This is a genomic window from Rhodococcus sp. G6(2025), assembly GCF_058628105.1.
Map to the genome: position 1 here is coordinate 7,071,138 of NZ_CP179750.1, position 16,845 is coordinate 7,087,982.

Consider the following 16,845-nt stretch of genomic DNA (forward strand, 5'->3'; position numbering starts at 1 on the left):
CATACAGAGGAGTCGCGGACCCAACTCACCACACCTTCAGGGAGAACCCATGACCACGACCGACAAGCCCACCGCCGTCCCGTTCCGCGTCACCGCTGGATTCCACGAGAACCTGCCTCAGATGCCGGTCTCGGAGTACCCGGGCACCAAGGGATACATCGACGACGTCTTCGCCAACCCGGACGGCTCGGAGATGTCGGCCGGCTACTTCGAACTCCAGCGCACCGACGCCCCGCTCGACTACTACTACGCCTACGACGAGATGAAGGTCGTCCTCGAAGGGGAGTTCACCCTCGAGAACCTCGACACCGGCCAGGTCGAGGTGGCGAAGGCGAAGGACGCGATCTTCTTCCCCAAGGGCTCGCGCATCCGCTTCACCACCCCCGACCGCGCGTTAGCCTACTTCGTCGGCCACCGTTCCTTCGCTCCCTGATCCGCGATGGCGGTTTCGATGAGGTCGACCAGCGTCCCCCGGTGGCGATCCGATTACTCGGCCGTCGACGACCTCGCAGCGGGCGCTCTCGTCACCCGCTACGTATTGGTCTCGGACCGCACGGTCGGCGCGCAGGTCCTCCGCGCGCTGTCCGAGCGCGTGGCGCCCGTTCCCACTCGCACGGTGATCGTCGACGACGGGGCCGGATCCGGGTTCGGCGGGCTCGACGAGCTGTTGTCCGAGGCGCGCATCGGCTGGCGGTTCGTCGTCGCGGGACCCGAGCACATGGTGGGGGCGGTGCGTGCTCGGCTGATCTCCGCGGGCGCGGTGCCCGCCGAGATCGCCGCGATCATCGACCCCGACGTCCCGGTGCGCGATGTGTTCTGCGCGCACTGCCACGCGACGTCGTCCTCGGTGCCGGTCTCCATCGGCGGCCGGACACCGTGCGGCGGTTGTTCCGCCGAACTCACCGTCTACTACCACTACTCCCGGCGTCACAGCGCCTACCTGGGATATCGAGCCGACTCGGAGGAACTGCCATGACCACGGCCCTCGAAACAGTTGCGGGCGAGAGCGTCACCGGAGGGCTCACTCTGACAGTGCGCGAGGCACGGCTGCTGTGCCCGGGCATCCGGCACGTCGTGCTCGCGGACCCGGCGGGCCGCACCCTGCCGTCGTTCACCCCGGGCAGCCACATCGCCGTCACCTGGGCCGAGGGTCGGCAGAATTCCTACTCGCTCACCGGCCCCTCGATCGAGCCGGACCACTACGCGATCTCGGTCCGGCTCGACGAAAACGGCCACGGGGGTTCGCGCTGGGTCCACGACCTCCAGCCGGATCAGCGCATCCGTGTGAGCCTTCCGCGGAGTGCGTTCGCGCCCGTGCTCAATGCTCGGCACCACCTGCTGGTCGCGGGTGGAATCGGCGTCACGCCGATCCTGTCGCACGTCCGGGCCGCGCTCGAGTGGGGTCGTTCGTTCGAAGTGATCTACTCTTTCCGCGACCAGTCGGGAGCTCACGCCGACGAGTTGGCGGCGCTGTGCGGTGACCGGATGATCACGGTCTCCACGCCCGGAGAACTCGCGGACCGCCTCGTCCCGAAGCTGGCGGACCAGCCACTCGGTACCCACGTCTACACGTGCGGTCCCGCGCCGATGATCGCGGCGGTGGCCGAGTGGGCCCGCGACTGCGGCTGGCCGCCGGGGCGCGTGCACTCGGAGGCGTTCGGGGCGGGCCCGTTGCCCGAGGGGGCGCCGTTTGCCGCCACGCTCGGGCGCACCGGAATGATCGTTCCCGTGCCCTCGGGCACCAGCCTCCTCGAGGCGTTGCTGGACAAGGGAATCAACGTCCCGAACCTCTGCCGGCAGGGTGTGTGCGGCGAATGCCGGCTGTCGGTCCGCGGCGGCGCGATCGAACACCGCGACCTGTTCCTCACCGGCGAGGAGAAGGCCTCCGGAGATTCGATCATGCCGTGCGTATCACGTTCCGCAGGAGACCGATTGGAGCTGGATCTGTGACATCGACCGACTCGCGTGCCGACCACATCGCGCGCTTTCCCTTCCCCTTTCCGCGCGATCGGTACCGCTACAGCACCAACGTCGAACCGGCCGGAAACCCCACCGACACCGCCACCGGAAGCTGGGGAGACACCCGCATCGCCATCGACGCCGACTACCACCGCGAACTCGCCGAACGCGAGCGCATCCTGGCCGAGGATCCGTCGCGGCACCAGTGCCTGCCCCACATGGTCCCCGCCGCCTGGGACGCGATGCTCACGCTGATGCGCATGCTTGCCGACGAATACCCCGACACCATGACCCTCGCGCGGCGCGAAGACGGGTGGTTGTGGAAGAACGACCTCCTCGGGATCGAGCACAACTTCGCGTTCGGGGATCTCGACACGTTGCCGGCGCCGCCGCTGGTGTACATCTGCGGCCAGATCCAGGAGGACGTCGTGCTGCTCGATCAGCGTGAGGGCGAACTGTGGGGTGACGCAGGTCTGGTGACGTTCGCGGCGGACTGGTCCTTCGGATTCGACGTGGGCATGAGCTTCCTCGAGATCCACGGCCCCGTCCCGCGCGTCCACAGCGAGAAGATCATCACCCGCGCACACAACTTCCTGATGCGGCTCGAGCCCGGCCAGAGCTACCGACGCACCAACTGGACGCTGACCGTCGACGGCAAACTCGACACGTCGACCGAGACCTACCCCGAGTGGGGGAAGGACCGGCGCACCCTCGCCGACGGCCCGCTGGACGAGGTCGGGGACCGCCTGTTCCTGAGAACCGAAGTGCAGCACCTCATCCGGCTCGCCCACTCCGGTGCCGTCATGTTCCTGATCCGGACGTATCTGCTTCCGTTCCGCGATATCGCGACCGTTCCGGGATGGGGCGATCGGCTGTACCGGGTGCTCGAGGACCTTCCGGTGGACATGGCCGAATACAAGGGCATCAGTCGCACCCGGGAACCCGGCATGAGATGGCTGCTGAACCACGGGAACGTCGCACCGTGACGCTGGCCGACGGGCGGCTTCGGAGGCCGGCACCCCAGACCGATCAGGCTCTCGACCTCGTTCTCGCGACGGTCTCCGTGATCGCCCGCGACGGCCTGCGCGGTCTGACGACCGGGGCCGTCGCCCGGGAGGCCGGCGTCTCGGACGAGGCCGTCCTGCGCAGCGCCGGGTCGACGGACGCCCTCCTCGACGCCGCGCTCCGGTACGCGCTCGACAAGAGTGCGAGCGTCTTCGCCGACATCGCCGCCGGCTCGTCGCTCGACCACTTCGTCGAGCACCTCACCGACCTCGTCGCCCGCGACCCCGACCTCCAGGTCTTCCAGTACGAGCTGATGCTCGAGTCCCGGCGAACCCCGCGCCTCGACCCGCACGTGAAACTGCTGTACGCGACGTATATCGAGGCGACGTCGCAGGCACTGACCCGGCTGGGCATCACCGCCGACGAAGACCTGACCCTGCTGGTGTACTCGGCGATCGAAGGATTCATCATGCACCAGCTGATCGCGAAGGATCGTCCCGCGACCGAGCGCGCGATCGGGCGACTACGCCGGATTCTGTCGACCGCGAGGTAGTCCCTGCACGTGAGTGGCAAAGTGTGCCCTGGCACGCATTGCCGCTCACGTGCGGGCGAGGACCTCCGCCACCACGACCGACGCCTGCCCGGACAGCCGCACCGACCCTTGCTCGACGAGGAGACAGTCGCCCGGTTGGACGGGACCGAGGTCCGTCGCCAGCCGCCCATCGAGAACCAGGACGAGGACGGCAAGCCGCCCGTCAGCGGTGACGTCCTGCGCCGCTCCGATGTCGACGACGTCCACGGACGCCGCTGTGGTGGACCTGTGGACCATGACGTTGAACGCCTCGGTCAGCCCTTCCGCCACACAGTCGGGGCTGCGTTCACCGGCGAAGGCCGTCGGACTCAGGCGCGGAATCACGGTGGGGCCGCCGCCGAAGTCGAGTGACACGGGATGGTCGCCGATCACCGTGAAGATGCGGTCCACCTCGGGGAACGGCGAGAACGTCGAACCCGCATCGAGCGTCGCGACGCTGAAGCGCCACCGGGACGCGACACCGGCAGCGATCTCCGCTGTGGTGCCCGCGCCGTTGGCCCACGGGGTGGTCCGCCGATCCGAGCGCCGGGCGATGCGGGCCTCGCGAACTGTGGTCACTCCTTCTCCTTACCTAGAAAGTCCACTGTCAAGATACTTTGTTTCGCGCATCGGCACGCAGGCGCACGCCGAATTCCGTTACGCAGTTGTCACTCAGCGAACTGTTTCCGCAATCTCCGCTTTGGTTCACTGACACTAGACATTGATTCCCAAAGGCGGACGCGACAAGTGTCACGCCATCCTCGATCAAGGTGGACGACTATGAACGAAGCAGTCGCTGCGGCCGACACCGCCTGGATTCTCGCGGCCTTCACGGCAGTGAGCCTCATGGTGCCGGGCCTGGCCATGTTCTACGGCGGAATGGTCAGCGTGCGCAACACGCTCAACATGGCCATGATGACGTTCGGCGCGTTCGCCGTCGTCGGGGTGCTGTGGATCGTGTTCGGCTACTCCGCCGTGCTGGGTAACTCCCTCGGCGGTCTCGGCATTCTGGGCGACCCCCTCGAGTTCTTCGGCTCCAGTTCATTACTGGAGGCCCCCGCCGAACCCGGACTGCCGCCCGCGCTGGTCTCGGGATTCCAGCTGTTGTTCGCGGGCATCACCGTGGCACTGATCTCCGGCGCGCTGGCCGACCGGATGAAGTTCGGCGCCTGGATGCTGTTCGCCGGACTGTGGGCCACGTTCGTCTACTTCCCCGTCGCCCACTGGGTGTTCGCGTTCGACTCCGCGGACGGGTCGGTGATCGGCGGGTGGATCGCCAACAGCCTCGGCGCCATCGACTTCGCCGGCGGCACGGCCGTGCACATCAACGCCGGCATCGCCGCCCTCGCCGTCGTCCTGGTTCTCGGGGCCCGCAAGACGTTCCCAGTCTCGCCCCGCCCGCACAGCCTTCCCCTGACCATGCTCGGCGCCGGCATCCTTCTCTTCGGCTGGTTCGGATTCAACGGCGGCTCGGCGCTGTCCGCCGGGAACAGCGCGTCCGTCGTCATCCTCAACACCGTCGCCGCGGCGTGCGCGGGTATCTGCGCCTGGCTGGCAGTCGAGAAACTGCGTGAAGGCCACGCCACCTCGTTGGGCGCCGCGTCGGGTCTGATCGCAGCACTGGTCGCCATCACACCTGCCTGCGGCGCCGTCTCACCGCTCGGCGCTCTGGTCGTCGGAGGCGCCGCCGGCGCGGTCTGCTGCTTCGCGGTCTCCTGGAAGTACCGGCTCGGCTACGACGACGCGCTCGACGTCGTCGGCGTGCACCTGGTGGGCGGCATCCTCGGCACCGTTCTGATCGGTTTCCTCGCGGATCCGGCCGCTCCCAACGGCGCCGCGGGGCTCTTCTACGGCGGCGGCGTCGACGTGCTGTGGCGTCAATGTGTCGCCGTGGCAGCCGTTCTCGCCTACTGCTTCGTCGTCACACTGGTGATCGCACTGGCACTGAAGAAGTTCATGGGCATTCGCGCCGACCAGGAAAGCGAGTACGACGGCCTCGACGTGTCCGTCCACGGCGAAACGGCCTACGTACTCGATGCCGTCGGCCTCACCGGCGCCTCGAAGCATGGCACCGACGCGGTTCTCGGCGCAGAAGCAATCACGACCAGGGCTGCGGACCCCGCCAAGGCCTGATCCCGGTCCCGAGACAGACAGTGGTCCTGCCCCCAACACTCCGCGGGGCAGGGCCACTGGTGTGCCCAGCTAGGTCAGGCTCTGAGCCAGACCCCGAAGCCTTGCACTGTAATTGTTCGGCTGAGCGGACAGGAACTGACTCAGCACGATCAGTTCGAATTCCTCCATGGCGGCCGAATCTGCAGTAATCGCGGTATGATTCGCCACTTCGTGCTCCAGAAGTTCGACCGCCTCCCGCCACCCTCGGATCGCGGGTCGTCCGAGTTCCATCTGCGGCTCGAATCTCAGCGGTTCACTGAGTGGCCTCCCGAGAATTTCCTGCAAGTGCTCCTCGAGACTTCGGCGCGCCAGTCGGATGATCAGCTGAGATTGCCCTTCGTGCCACTGCATGGTGGCGGAGCGTCCCGGCTGCAGAATCGACGCGATCGACATGGTCGAATCGAACTCCTCGGCGCCAGAAGTAATTCGGGCCGTACCCGACAGCGGGATCTGAACGACGTAGAAGTCGCCGAGATCATCCGAGTTCATCCGCGCATCGGTGCCGTAGTCGAAATAGTAGACACCGATCGTGCCCGCGGTGGCCAGGTGAACCGGCTCGAGGCGGTCGAAGGGCAGCGCGGACTGGCCGTCGGACGCTATCTGAACTGTCGCTATCACCGTAACCACGACCTTTCGAACCAACCGCCACTCTACGCCCGGCGCGGAGGCGGAGGAAGGTCGAAATTCCGATTACGGCCGTCAGTCCTCGTGGTGGTCGGGGTATGCGGTGACGGCAAGAAAGCGGATGGGCAACCGCACGAGATCGTTGGGCCCGTGCAGACCTTCACCGTCGAGGAGCAGCGAATCCCCCGGCCGCAGCGTGTACTCGGCCTCGCCGTGCCCGTAGACCATGACGCCCTCGAGCATGTAGAGCAATTCGGTGCCGGCGTGCTGGAACAGCGGAAACGTCTCACTGGAGTCGGTGAGCGTGACCAGCACCGGCTCGAGTCGCTTGTGCTGGCCGCGCAGTGCGCCGAGAAGTTCGTAGTGGTGTCCCACCCGGGTGCCTCGCCCGACGATGACCGCACCGCGGCCCGCCTCGACGTACACGGCGTCGCGGGCGGTGTCGGCGCCCCGGAACAGAGAGGTCACGGGCACGTCGAGCCCGGCTGCCAGACGCGCCAGCGTCGACAAACTGCACGAGGTCTGCGAGTTCTCGATCTTGGACAGCATGGCCTTCGAGATTCCGACTTTGGCCGCCATGTCCCCCACTGAGAGTCCACTGGCTTTGCGGAGCGACCGGACCTGCCTGGCGATCACCTTCTCGAGATCGGGCCCGGTCGGCGTATCGGACGGCACCTCACGCTCGACGGGCGCTGGGTCTCCCGTGTCGCGGTGGACCTCGGTCTCGGGTCGAGTGGTCACGTCCGCATCGTAGCAGCGCCGTTTACTGTCAGGAAACCGCGACTCACTACGCCGGACGGCGAATCGGTGCGCATACGAGCAATAACTATGCGCATGCGTGCAAGACGACGCCGCGCCTCCGCCCGCATGCTTGTGACAGCCATCACAACACCATCGGGAGAGTTGACGCCATGACCGCAGTACACGAGAACGTCAGTGCCACAGGACTTCCTGATGGAACCGCGACCGAGTTGTTCATCGGCGGGCAGTGGCGCGCGGCGTCGGACGGCGGGACGTTCACGGATCTGAACCCGGCCACCGCTCGCCCCCTCGCCCAGATCGCGTCCGGCACCGCCCAGGACATCGACGACGCGGTCCGGGCCGCCCGCACGCAGCTGAACGGTGAATGGGGTTCGCTGCCCGGCGCCGCCCGCGGACGGATCCTGAACAAGGTCGCCGATCTCATCGAACGCGACGGCGAGATCCTGGCCCGGCTCGAGGCCCTCGACGTCGGGAAGCCCGTCGGCCAGCCCACCATGCTCGACATCCCGATGGCCGCCGGCACGTTCCGGCACTTCGCCGGCTGGGCCGACAAGATCACCGGTCAGTCCATCCCGACCGCCGGCTACTTCGGCCAGCCCACCCACTCGTACACCGTCCGCGAACCGGTCGGCGTGATCGGCGCGATCGTTCCGTGGAACACCCCGCTGATGATCTCGGCATGGAAGATCGCCCCGGCCCTCGCCGCCGGGAACACGCTGGTGGTCAAGCCGCCGGAGGACGCACCGCTGTCGATCCTTCACCTCGCGACGCTGCTGGAGGAGGCCGGACTGCCCGCAGGCACCGTCAACATCGTGCCCGGGCTCGGCGAGGTCGCGGGCGACGCACTCGCCGGCCACCCCGGCGTCGACAAGATCAGCTTCACCGGCAGCCCCCGCGTCGGCCGGATCATCGCCAAGCGCGCCGCCGACACGTTCAAGCGCACCACCCTCGAACTCGGCGGCAAGTCCCCGCAGATCATCCTCCCCGACGCCGACCTCGAGGCCGCCATCAACGGGACCGCGATGGGACTGTTCTTCAATCAGGGCGAGGTCTGCGCCGCGGGCACCCGCATCCTGGTGCACCGCTCGCTGTACTCGCAGGTGGTCGACGGTCTCGCCGCCGCCGCGTCCGCGCAGGTCCTCGGCGACCCGTTCGATCCGGCGACCACGATGGGCGCCCTGGTGAACGCGAAGCAGCGTGACACCGTCCTCGGCTACATCGAGGCCGGACGCAGCGAGGGCGCCCGGGTCGCCGCCGGCGGTGGCCGCCCGGACGGGGACGGGTTCTTCGTCCAGCCGACCATCTTCGCCGACGCGAACAACGACATGAAGATCGCGCGGGAGGAAATCTTCGGACCCGTCGGCACCGTCATCGCGTTCGACACCACCGACGAGGCGATCGCGATCGCCAACGCCACCGATTACGGGCTCGCCGCCTCGATCTGGACGCGCGACGTGTCCCACGCCCACACCCTCGCAGGCAAGGTCCGCGCCGGAGCGGTCGCGGTCAACGGCTGGGCACCCATCGACCCCGCCCTGCCCTGGGGCGGCATGAAGACCAGCGGCACCGGCCGCGAACTCGGCTGGGCCGGAATCGAAGCCAACACCGAGGAGAAGGTCGTCACGATCATCCTCTGATCGCCCCCAGCATCGACGTCGTCGGACAGGAGCAGGACTTATGAAAACCCAGGCCGCAGTGTTGTGGGAGCCCGGTCAGCCGTGGCAGATCGAAGAACTGGAACTCGACCCCCCGAAGCACGGAGAAGTGCTTCTGCAGCTGGCGGCGTCGGGGATGTGCCACTCGGACGAACACGTCCGGGACGGCAGCCTGCCGCTCGAGTACTACCCGTTCATCGGTGGCCACGAGGGCGCCGGCATCGTCCTCGAGGTCGGGCCCGGTGTCACCAGCGTCGAGAAGGGCGATCACGTCGCCCTCGGATTCATCCCCGCGTGCGGCCGATGCAGGCAGTGCGCGACCGGCCAGTCCAGCATCTGCGACCTGGGAGCCCACCTGCTCGAAGGCTGGCAGATCTCGGACGGCACGGCGCGGCATCACGTTCGCGGCAAGGACGCCGCCATCCAGTGCCTGATCGGAACGTTCTCGCCGTACACGGTGGTCAACGAGGCGTCGTGCGTCAAGATCACGAAGGACATTCCCCTCGACAAGGCGGCGCTGGTCGGCTGCGGTGTCACGACGGGCTGGGGGTCGTCGGTGTACGCGGCCGGCGTCCAGGCCGGTGAGACCGTCGTCGTGATCGGCATGGGCGGCGTCGGGTGCGGGGCGGTCCAGGGCGCAGCGCTCGCCGGGGCCCGGCACGTCGTGGTCGTCGACCCGTCGGAGTTCAAGCGGGAGCAGGCCAAGATCTTCGGTGCGACCCACACCGCGGCGAGCATCGACGAGGCGCTCCCCCTCCTCCAGGATCTGACGTGGGGCCAGCTCGCCGACAAGGTGCTCATCACCATCGCGAATGCGAGTGGCCGCATCATCGCCCCGGCGATGAGCCTGGTGGCCAAGGGCGGCACCTGCGTCCACGTGTCGGTCGGCGACGTCACGCAGAACGACGTCGATCTGAACCTGTTCGATCTGACGGCGATGCGCAAGACCCTCAAGGGGGCGTGGTTCGGCAACGCGAACATCCGGTTCGACATCCCTCATCTGCTGCGGCTGTACATGGAGGGTCAGCTGAAGCTCGACGAGATGATCACGAGGACATACACACTCGATCAGATCAACGACGGCTACGAGGCGATGCGGAAGGCCGAGAACGTCCGCGGCGTCATCATGTACTCGTAGATCTGCACAGTCGGGAGCGGTGGGGCGCTGCACGCCTCTCCGCTCCCGGCATGGTTCCCTGTCCCATGCCGTACGTGTTCCTGATTGCCGCGATCGCCGCCGGTCTCGTCGTCTCGGGAGTGGTCGTTCTCAATCTCGGCGGAGCTCATTGATACCGTGGTCGCATGATCGCTCGTGGGGCAGGTACGCGTCGTGCCTAAGGTCGTGGATCACGACGAGCGTCGGCGCAGCATCACCGCCGCCGCCTGGCGGTTGATCGCCGCCCGCGGTATCGATGCTGCCAACATGCGCGACATCGCCACCGAGGCCGGGTACACCAACGGCGCCCTGAGTCATTACTTCGCCGGCAAGGACGAGATCCTCCGTACCTCGTACGAGCACATCTCCGAAGCCACCGACCGCCGGATCACCGAGGCGCTCGGCGACGCGACCGGACTCGACGCACTGCGCATCCTCTGCCGCGAAGTGATGCCGATCAACGAAGAGCAACTCCTCGAAGCCCGGATAGCCGCCTCGCTGTGGCCGCGGGCCATGTACGACGAGCAGATGGCCGCGACCAACCGCCGCACCATGGACCACTGGCGTGAGCAGATGGCGATCTTCCTCGAGCAGGCGCGCGAGGAGGGCTCCGTCGGCGACATCGACGTCAGCATCGTGGTCGAGCAACTGCTCAACATGATGATGGGCATGCAGATTCTGGGTGTCCTCACGCCGGGCGAAACGTCGTCGGAGCGTCAGCTGGAGATGCTCGAGCAGTTCGTCGCCGCACTCTGAGCCTTCCGTCGCTCAGCCAAAACCGTTGCTGCGGAATCCGATAGAGAACCATTTTTGACCGAACGGTCAGTTTGTTCGGGCGCGAAACTCACTGTTTACACGAGGGCACCTCGGCTGTAACGTACGTCACTAAGCTTTTTATTCAACACCCGTAGAACCAAAGGATCGCGACATGCCCACCCTTTCCCCTGCGCGTATCGACCACCCGCTGTCGCTGCCGACCGTCGAAGAAATCGCCTCCCTCCGCGAGATCCTCGAGGCCGCCGACGCGCTGACCGAGCAGACGAGATTCGTCTACGTCGGCCTCGAGGAACCGGACAAGTCGACGCTGTACACGGCGGAGGCCCCCGAGACCGATCGCCGATTCCGCGTTCTGCTGCACGACATCTCGTCACCCAACGCGGTGGACGTCGTCGTGTCCGTGACCCAGCGGTCGGTGATCAGCTCGGTGACCCTCGACGCCGCCCGTGACGGTCAGATGCCCGTCCTGGACGAGGAGTTCGAACTCGTCGAACAGGTGCTGGCCGCCGACGAACGCTGGCTCGCCGCGCTCGCCGCCCGCGGACTCGACGTCGCCGACGTCCGGGTCGCTCCCCTCTCGGCCGGTGTCTTCGACTACCCCGGCGAGACGGGCACGCGGATCCTCCGGGGGCTCGCGTTCCGCCAGGACCACCCGAAGGACCACGCCTGGGCGCACCCGATCGACGGGCTCGTCGGATTCGTCGACGTCATGAACCGGACCGTCACCGACGTTCTCGACCTCGGCGCCGTCCCGGTCCCCGAGGAGTCGGGCAACTTCGACGACCTCACCGTCACCGGCCCCCTGCGCACCACCCAGAAGCCCATCGAGATCACCCAGCCCGAGGGCCCCAGCTTCGTCGTCGACGGCAACCGCGTCGACTGGGAGAAGTGGTCGTTCCGCGTCGGCTTCGACGCCCGCGAGGGTCTCGTCCTCCACCAGCTCGGGTTCGCCGACGGCGACCGGGTGCGCCCCATCATCCACCGCGCGTCCATCGCCGAGATGGTGGTGCCCTACGGCGACCCCTCGCCGGTCCGGTCGTGGCAGAACTACTTCGACACCGGCGAGTACATGGTGGGCCGCTACGCGAACGCCCTCGAACTCGGCTGCGACTGCGTCGGCGACATCACCTACTTCGACGCCGTCATCGCCGATGAGTTCGGCACCCCCAAGACGCTGAAGAACGCCGTGTGCATGCACGAGGAGGACTTCGGCGTGCTGTGGAAGCACACCGACCTGTGGGCCGGCTCCGCCGAGACCCGCCGCCAGCGCCGTCTCGTCATCTCCTTCTTCACCACCATCGGCAACTACGACTACGGCTTCTTCTGGTACCTCTACCTCGACGGCACCATCGAATTCGAGGTCAAGGCCACCGGCATCGTCTTCACGTCGGGTCACCCGGGCGGCGACTACCCGTACGCCTCGGAGATCGCCCCCGGCCTCGGCGCCCCGTACCACCAGCACCTGTTCAGCGCCCGCCTCGACATGATGATCGACGGCGCCCGCAACTCCGTCGAGGAGGTGCAGACCAAGCGGGTGAAGATGGGCCCCGGGAACCTGCACGGTAACGCGTTCACCCTCGAGCGCACGCCGCTGACGAAGGAATCCGAGGCGCAGCGCCTCGCGGACAACAGCGTCGGACGCGTGTGGCACATCAGCAACCCGAACAAGCTGAATCGTCTGGGCAAGCCGGTGGCGTACGCACTCCACCCGGAGGGTCAGCCGATCCTGCTGGCCGACGACGACTCCTCGATCGCGGCGCGGGCGACGTTCGCCACCAAGCACCTGTGGGTCACCCAGTTCGATGAGAAGGAGCGTTACGCGGCAGGGGATTTCGTGAACCAGCACGCGGGTGGCGCCGGACTGCCCAGCTTCGTCGCCGGTGATCGCGATCTGGAGAACGAAGACGTCGTCGTCTGGCACACGTTCGGCCTCACGCACTTCCCGCGACCGGAGGACTGGCCGATCATGCCCGTCGACTACACCGGGTTCACGTTGAAGCCCAACGGCTTCTTCGACCGCAACCCCGCCCTCGACGTTCCCCGCACGACGTCGAAGCACTGCGCGACCGGAGGCGGCAGCTGCCACTCGGACGGGGGAACAGATGTCTGACACCACCACGGGTTCGGGTGCCGGCAAGTTACGCGGATCCATCGGCGTCGTCGGGATCGTCTTCCTCGTCATCGCTGCCGCCGCGCCGCTGACCGCGATCGGCGGCGCTCTGCCCGTCATGATCGCGATCGGCAACGGCGCGGGCGCCCCAACCGCCTATCTCATTGCCGCACTGGTCCTGCTCGTCTTCAGCGTCGGATACGCGGCCATGAGCAGCCACATGGTCGACACCGGTGCCTTCTACGCCTACGTCGCCAAGGGACTGGGCGAGTCCTGCGGGCTCGGCGCAGCCGGCCTCGCTCTGCTGACCTACACCGCCATTCAGGCCGCCGTGTACGGTCTGGCGGCCGCGACGATTCAGGGCCTCGTGGTCCAGTACGGCGGACCCGACCTGCCGTGGTGGATGTGGGCGCTGGTACTCATCGCACTCGTGGCCGTGCTCGGATACCGCAGCATCGACCTCGGCGCCAAGGTCCTCGGGGTGCTCCTCGTGCTCGAGATCGGCATCATCCTGGCGCTGTCGTTCGGCGTGCTGGTGCGGGGCGGGGCCGCGGGTATCGACTTCGCATCGTTCACCCCGACGTCGTTCTTCAGCGGATCCCCCGGTGTCGCATTGATGTTCGCGATCGCGTCGTTCATCGGCTTCGAGGCGACCGCGATCTACGGCGAGGAGGCCCGCAACCCCCGGCGCACGATTCCGATCGCGACGTACGCCGCCGTGATCGTCATCGGGCTTGTATATGCGCTGGCGAGCTGGGCCGTGGTGCTCGCGTTCGGCAGCGACAACGTCTCCGCCGCGGCCGCCGCCGACCCTGCCGGTCTGACGTTCGCCGCCGCCGCGCACTTCCTGGGCGGACCCGCGGCCGACGTCATGGCGATCATGCTCGTCACCAGCCTGTTCGCCGCACTCCTCGCCTTCCACAACGCCATCTCCCGGTACGTGTTCGCCCTCGCCCGCAAGGGGGCGGCGCCGCGCGCACTGTCCCGCACCCACACCAAGCACGGTTCCCCGCATATCGGCTCGGTCGCCCAGACGATCTCCGCGACGGTGGTCGTGGGGGTGTTCGCCCTCGTCGGCGCGGACCCGGTGCTGGAATTGTTCACCTGGATGGCGGGTCTGGCCACCGTGAGCATCCTGGTGCTGATGGTGCTCACCAGCGTCGCGATCATCGCGTTCTTCGCCCGCACCCGGCTGGATACCCGGCTCTGGCACACCCGCATCGCTCCGGTGCTCGGATGCGTGGGCCTGGTGGCCGTCACCGGGTTGGTGCTCGACAACTTCACCACGCTGATCGGCGGATCGGAACTGCTCGCGGACATCCTGCTGGCCGTGATCGCGCTGTTCTTCGTCGCCGGTCTGGTCGTCGCCCGGGTCACCCGGCAGAGCCGGGCGGATGTCGGGCAGCGTCGCGAACTCACCCCCACGATCTGAGCCCGGCGATGTTCGAGATCCCTGCCGTGCACGCGGCGATGCTCGTCGGAGCCGTCGGGGCGATGGTGCCGATGTGGCGGGCACACGGCACGGACTGCCGGGTGCGGATCGCGCACGGCGCGATGTCGGTGTCGATGGTCGCGATGATGATCCCCGGCCTGCCGGCGGGGATTCACCTGCTGGAGGGTGCCGTCCTCATCGCCCTCGCCGTGTTCGTCACCGGTGAGACCATGCACCGCCGGACCGCCGTGCCCTGTGCGGTGGACCTCACCGCCATGGGGGTGCTGCTACTCCTGGCCCCGACGTCCGCCCCCGCCCCGGCCGCGTCGGCGTCGTCGGGCCACCACCACGGTGGCGCTGGAATCTCGACTGGCTGGCTGCCACTCCTCGTGCTCGTGTGCTGGGCACTGTTGACACTGCATCTCTTTCGCTCCACCCCGCGCCGCGAGCGCCGCTCCGGCGTCAGGGCCGCGGCGGCAGGATCCGCACTGATGATCCTGGGCATGGCCCCCATGGCCGTCTGACAGCTCTCCCACGACTGCAACCTGGAGGAACCGATGAGTTACGCCGATGCCGTCTACACCCACGGCAAGGTTTTCACCGTCGACGCGAACTTCACGATCGCCACCGCCCTCGCGGTGCGTGACGGACTCGTCCACGCGGTGGGCAGCGATGCGGAGATCGAAACCCTGATCGGACCGGACACCGTGGTCACGGACCTCGGTGGGAAGACGATCCTCCCGGGAATCAACGACTCGCACCTGCATGCCATCGCCTACGGGCTCGACACTCCGCCGCTGTCGCTGGACGTGTCGTTCCCGGCCGTCCGGTCGATCGCGGACGTCCGTGAACTCGTGCGGGAGGCCGCCGCGGCGGCCGAGGACGGCGAGTGGATCATCGGAACCGGCTGGGACGACGGGTATCTCGACGAGTGTCTCGCCGAGGCCGGACGGACGCCGACCCGCTGGGACCTCGACGAGGTGTCCCCGAACAATCCCGTGTTCCTGCAGGACTTCTCGCGGCACACGTCGTGGGTGAACAGCGCGGCGCTCGCGCTCGCCGGGGTGGACGAAACCACCCCGCTCCCGCCGGGCAGCCTCATGCCGGTCGGCGAGGACGGCCTGCTGACCGGCATCGTCATGGAGGGTGCGCAGGCCCTCGTGCAGCGTGTTCTTCCCGCCCTCACCCGGGAGCGCCGGGAGGAGGCACTCCGCTCGGCGATCTCGATCCTGCAGAGCGAGGGCATCACCAGCTTCACCGATCCCGCGATCGGCCCCGGCGGCGAGGCCCTCGCCGGCGGCGCGATGGGTGCCGAGGGTCTCGCGGTGTATGCCGATCTCGCCCGCCGCGGCGAACTGGGCGCCCGCGTCAACCTTCTCCTCCTGCCCACCGGAATGTCCGGATCGGCCGAGGATTTCGGACAGAACCTCGCGAACATCGACGTTCCGGACTCGGTGGACCCGAGGATGTTCCGGGTTCTCGGGGTGAAGGTGTTCGCCGACGGCATCCCGCCGAGCAAGACCGCGTGGATGCACGAGGAATACGTCGGCGGCGGCTGCGGCTCCCTGTGCGTCGGCGGCGACACCGACGAACGTCAGGTGTACGAGGTGACCGAGATGGTCCGCATCGGCCACGAGGCCGGCTACCAGATCGGTGTGCACGTCACCGGTGACCGTGCCATCGACACCGTCGCCGACGCGATCATCGCCGCGCAGAATGCGCACCCCCGCGAGGATGCCCGGCACTACCTGATCCACGGCGACTTCATCAGCGAAGCCACCCTGAAGCGACTGGCCGAGAACGGCATCGGCGTCAACATGAATCCGACGATCAAGTGGACGATCGCCGACCTGGAGGTCGGGGTGGTCGGGACCGAACGAGCCGCCTACGAATGGCCGTATCGCAGTGCCGTCGAATCCGGGGTGCACCTGATGAGCAGTTCCGATGCACCGGTCACACCGCCCGATTGGCGTCAGGGCATCTCCACGATGATCCTGCGCGAGAGCAAGGCCAGCGGCGCGGTGAGCGGGCCCGACCAGTGCATCGGCCTCGCCGACGCCGTCCGCACCTACACGATCAACGCGGCCTGGCAGGACTTCGCCGAGGACTGGAAGGGATCACTCGAGGTCGGCAAGGTGGGCGACCTGTGCATCCTCGACGGCGACCTCGAGACCATCGACCCGCACGACATCCCGGCAATGCAGGTCGTCTCCACCGTGCTGGGTGGGAAGGTCGTGTTCCAGCGCGTCGCCGAAAGCGTCGCGTAGCCCGGTACCGATACGTCAGAATTGCCGGTTCGCCGCTCGGTCGGCGAACCGGCAGTTCGGCGTCTATCCGATCCGCCGGTTCACTGAGCCCACGCCGCCTCGGCGATCCAGTACTCGCTCCCGTCGGCGCTGATTCCGCGTTGCCAGTCGGTGGTCCGTCGCAGGTTCGGTTCGACGCGCGCGGTGGCCGCGTCGGCGCCGTCCGGTCCGTCCTCCCGGGTCTGCCAATGGACCCAGTTCACTTCGTTGCCGTCCTCGTCGTGCACGAAGAGGTCGACGTGGTGCCACCCGTAGCGATGGGTGTCGGCGTAACAGGTCAGGAATGTCCGGTAATGATGCGAATAGTCCACGAGGT

At 67.5% G+C, this 16,845-nt stretch carries 17 protein-coding genes; 13 read left to right on the forward strand and 4 right to left on the reverse strand.

Annotated elements, in window-relative coordinates; genetic code table 11:
• Positions 1-49 precede the first annotated feature (49 nt).
• Genes ACLIVD_RS32725 through ACLIVD_RS32745 form a run of 5 tightly spaced genes read left to right on the forward strand, consistent with a single transcriptional unit; the run spans position 50 to position 3,517 of the window.
• Positions 50-433, forward strand: coding sequence for a cupin domain-containing protein (locus ACLIVD_RS32725; RefSeq protein ID WP_009475598.1), 384 nt, complete (start codon positions 50-52; stop codon positions 431-433).
• Positions 434-439: 6 nt separating this feature from the next.
• Positions 440-976, forward strand: a complete 537-nt coding sequence (locus tag ACLIVD_RS32730; protein ID WP_491931327.1) for a dimethylamine monooxygenase subunit DmmA family protein — start codon at positions 440-442, stop codon at positions 974-976.
• On the forward strand, positions 973-1,950 hold the full coding sequence (locus tag ACLIVD_RS32735) for a PDR/VanB family oxidoreductase (protein WP_491931328.1): 978 nt from the start codon (positions 973-975) through the stop codon (positions 1,948-1,950). The genes ACLIVD_RS32730 and ACLIVD_RS32735 overlap by 4 nt, the downstream gene beginning before the upstream one ends.
• Entirely contained in the window at positions 1,947-2,945 is a 999-nt protein-coding gene (locus ACLIVD_RS32740) for a heme-dependent oxidative N-demethylase family protein (protein ID WP_491931329.1), read from the forward strand. The genes ACLIVD_RS32735 and ACLIVD_RS32740 overlap by 4 nt, the downstream gene beginning before the upstream one ends.
• Positions 2,942-3,517: a TetR/AcrR family transcriptional regulator gene (locus tag ACLIVD_RS32745; RefSeq protein WP_491932948.1), complete on the forward strand. Its 576-nt coding sequence runs from the start codon at positions 2,942-2,944 to the stop codon at positions 3,515-3,517. Before ACLIVD_RS32740 ends, ACLIVD_RS32745 begins: the two co-directional genes overlap by 4 nt.
• A gap of 45 nt (positions 3,518-3,562) precedes the next feature.
• Here ACLIVD_RS32745 and ACLIVD_RS32750 read toward each other — a convergent pair whose 3' ends face one another.
• Positions 3,563-4,114 carry a HutD/Ves family protein gene (locus ACLIVD_RS32750; RefSeq protein WP_491931330.1) on the reverse strand — a complete coding sequence of 184 codons (552 nt, stop codon included), beginning with the start codon at positions 4,112-4,114 and terminating at the stop codon, positions 3,563-3,565.
• Between the two features lie 201 nt (positions 4,115-4,315).
• Here ACLIVD_RS32750 and ACLIVD_RS32755 point away from each other — a divergent pair, with 201 nt between their 5' ends.
• Positions 4,316-5,668, forward strand: a complete 1,353-nt coding sequence (locus ACLIVD_RS32755; protein ID WP_491931331.1) for an ammonium transporter — start codon at positions 4,316-4,318, stop codon at positions 5,666-5,668.
• Positions 5,669-5,737: 69 nt separating this feature from the next.
• Here ACLIVD_RS32755 and ACLIVD_RS32760 read toward each other — a convergent pair whose 3' ends face one another.
• Both ACLIVD_RS32760 and ACLIVD_RS32765 read right to left on the reverse strand, forming a co-directional pair.
• Positions 5,738-6,334, reverse strand: coding sequence for a cupin domain-containing protein (locus tag ACLIVD_RS32760; protein WP_491931332.1), 597 nt, complete (start codon positions 6,332-6,334; stop codon positions 5,738-5,740).
• A gap of 72 nt (positions 6,335-6,406) precedes the next feature.
• A complete protein-coding gene (locus ACLIVD_RS32765) occupies positions 6,407-7,072 on the reverse strand; it encodes a helix-turn-helix domain-containing protein (RefSeq protein ID WP_280781195.1) in 666 nt (221 codons plus the stop codon).
• A 170-nt stretch (positions 7,073-7,242) separates the two neighbouring features.
• Here ACLIVD_RS32765 and styD point away from each other — a divergent pair, with 170 nt between their 5' ends.
• From styD to ACLIVD_RS32800, 7 genes are all read left to right on the forward strand, one after another.
• Entirely contained in the window at positions 7,243-8,730 is a 1,488-nt protein-coding gene (gene styD / locus ACLIVD_RS32770; RefSeq protein ID WP_491931333.1) for a phenylacetaldehyde dehydrogenase StyD, read from the forward strand.
• A 40-nt stretch (positions 8,731-8,770) separates the two neighbouring features.
• Positions 8,771-9,886 carry an NDMA-dependent alcohol dehydrogenase gene (locus ACLIVD_RS32775; RefSeq protein ID WP_283332132.1) on the forward strand — a complete coding sequence of 372 codons (1,116 nt, stop codon included), beginning with the start codon at positions 8,771-8,773 and terminating at the stop codon, positions 9,884-9,886.
• Between the two features lie 204 nt (positions 9,887-10,090).
• The gene (locus ACLIVD_RS32780; RefSeq protein ID WP_317569169.1) at positions 10,091-10,660 is read left to right on the forward strand and encodes a TetR/AcrR family transcriptional regulator; all 570 of its coding nucleotides are present in this window, start codon (positions 10,091-10,093) and stop codon (positions 10,658-10,660) included.
• A 172-nt stretch (positions 10,661-10,832) separates the two neighbouring features.
• The gene (locus ACLIVD_RS32785) at positions 10,833-12,791 is read left to right on the forward strand and encodes a primary-amine oxidase (RefSeq protein WP_491931334.1); all 1,959 of its coding nucleotides are present in this window, start codon (positions 10,833-10,835) and stop codon (positions 12,789-12,791) included.
• Positions 12,784-14,223: an APC family permease gene (locus ACLIVD_RS32790; protein ID WP_283351352.1), complete on the forward strand. Its 1,440-nt coding sequence runs from the start codon at positions 12,784-12,786 to the stop codon at positions 14,221-14,223. The genes ACLIVD_RS32785 and ACLIVD_RS32790 overlap by 8 nt, the downstream gene beginning before the upstream one ends.
• Before the next feature lie 8 nt (positions 14,224-14,231).
• The gene (locus ACLIVD_RS32795; RefSeq protein ID WP_491931335.1) at positions 14,232-14,747 is read left to right on the forward strand and encodes a DUF5134 domain-containing protein; all 516 of its coding nucleotides are present in this window, start codon (positions 14,232-14,234) and stop codon (positions 14,745-14,747) included.
• Between the two features lie 33 nt (positions 14,748-14,780).
• On the forward strand, positions 14,781-16,490 hold the full coding sequence (locus tag ACLIVD_RS32800; protein ID WP_491931336.1) for an amidohydrolase: 1,710 nt from the start codon (positions 14,781-14,783) through the stop codon (positions 16,488-16,490).
• An 80-nt stretch (positions 16,491-16,570) separates the two neighbouring features.
• Here the strand turns inward: ACLIVD_RS32800 and ACLIVD_RS32805 are convergent, their stop codons facing one another.
• A complete protein-coding gene (locus tag ACLIVD_RS32805; RefSeq protein WP_280781189.1) occupies positions 16,571-16,840 on the reverse strand; it encodes a hypothetical protein in 270 nt (89 codons plus the stop codon).
• Positions 16,841-16,845: the final 5 nt, after the last annotated feature.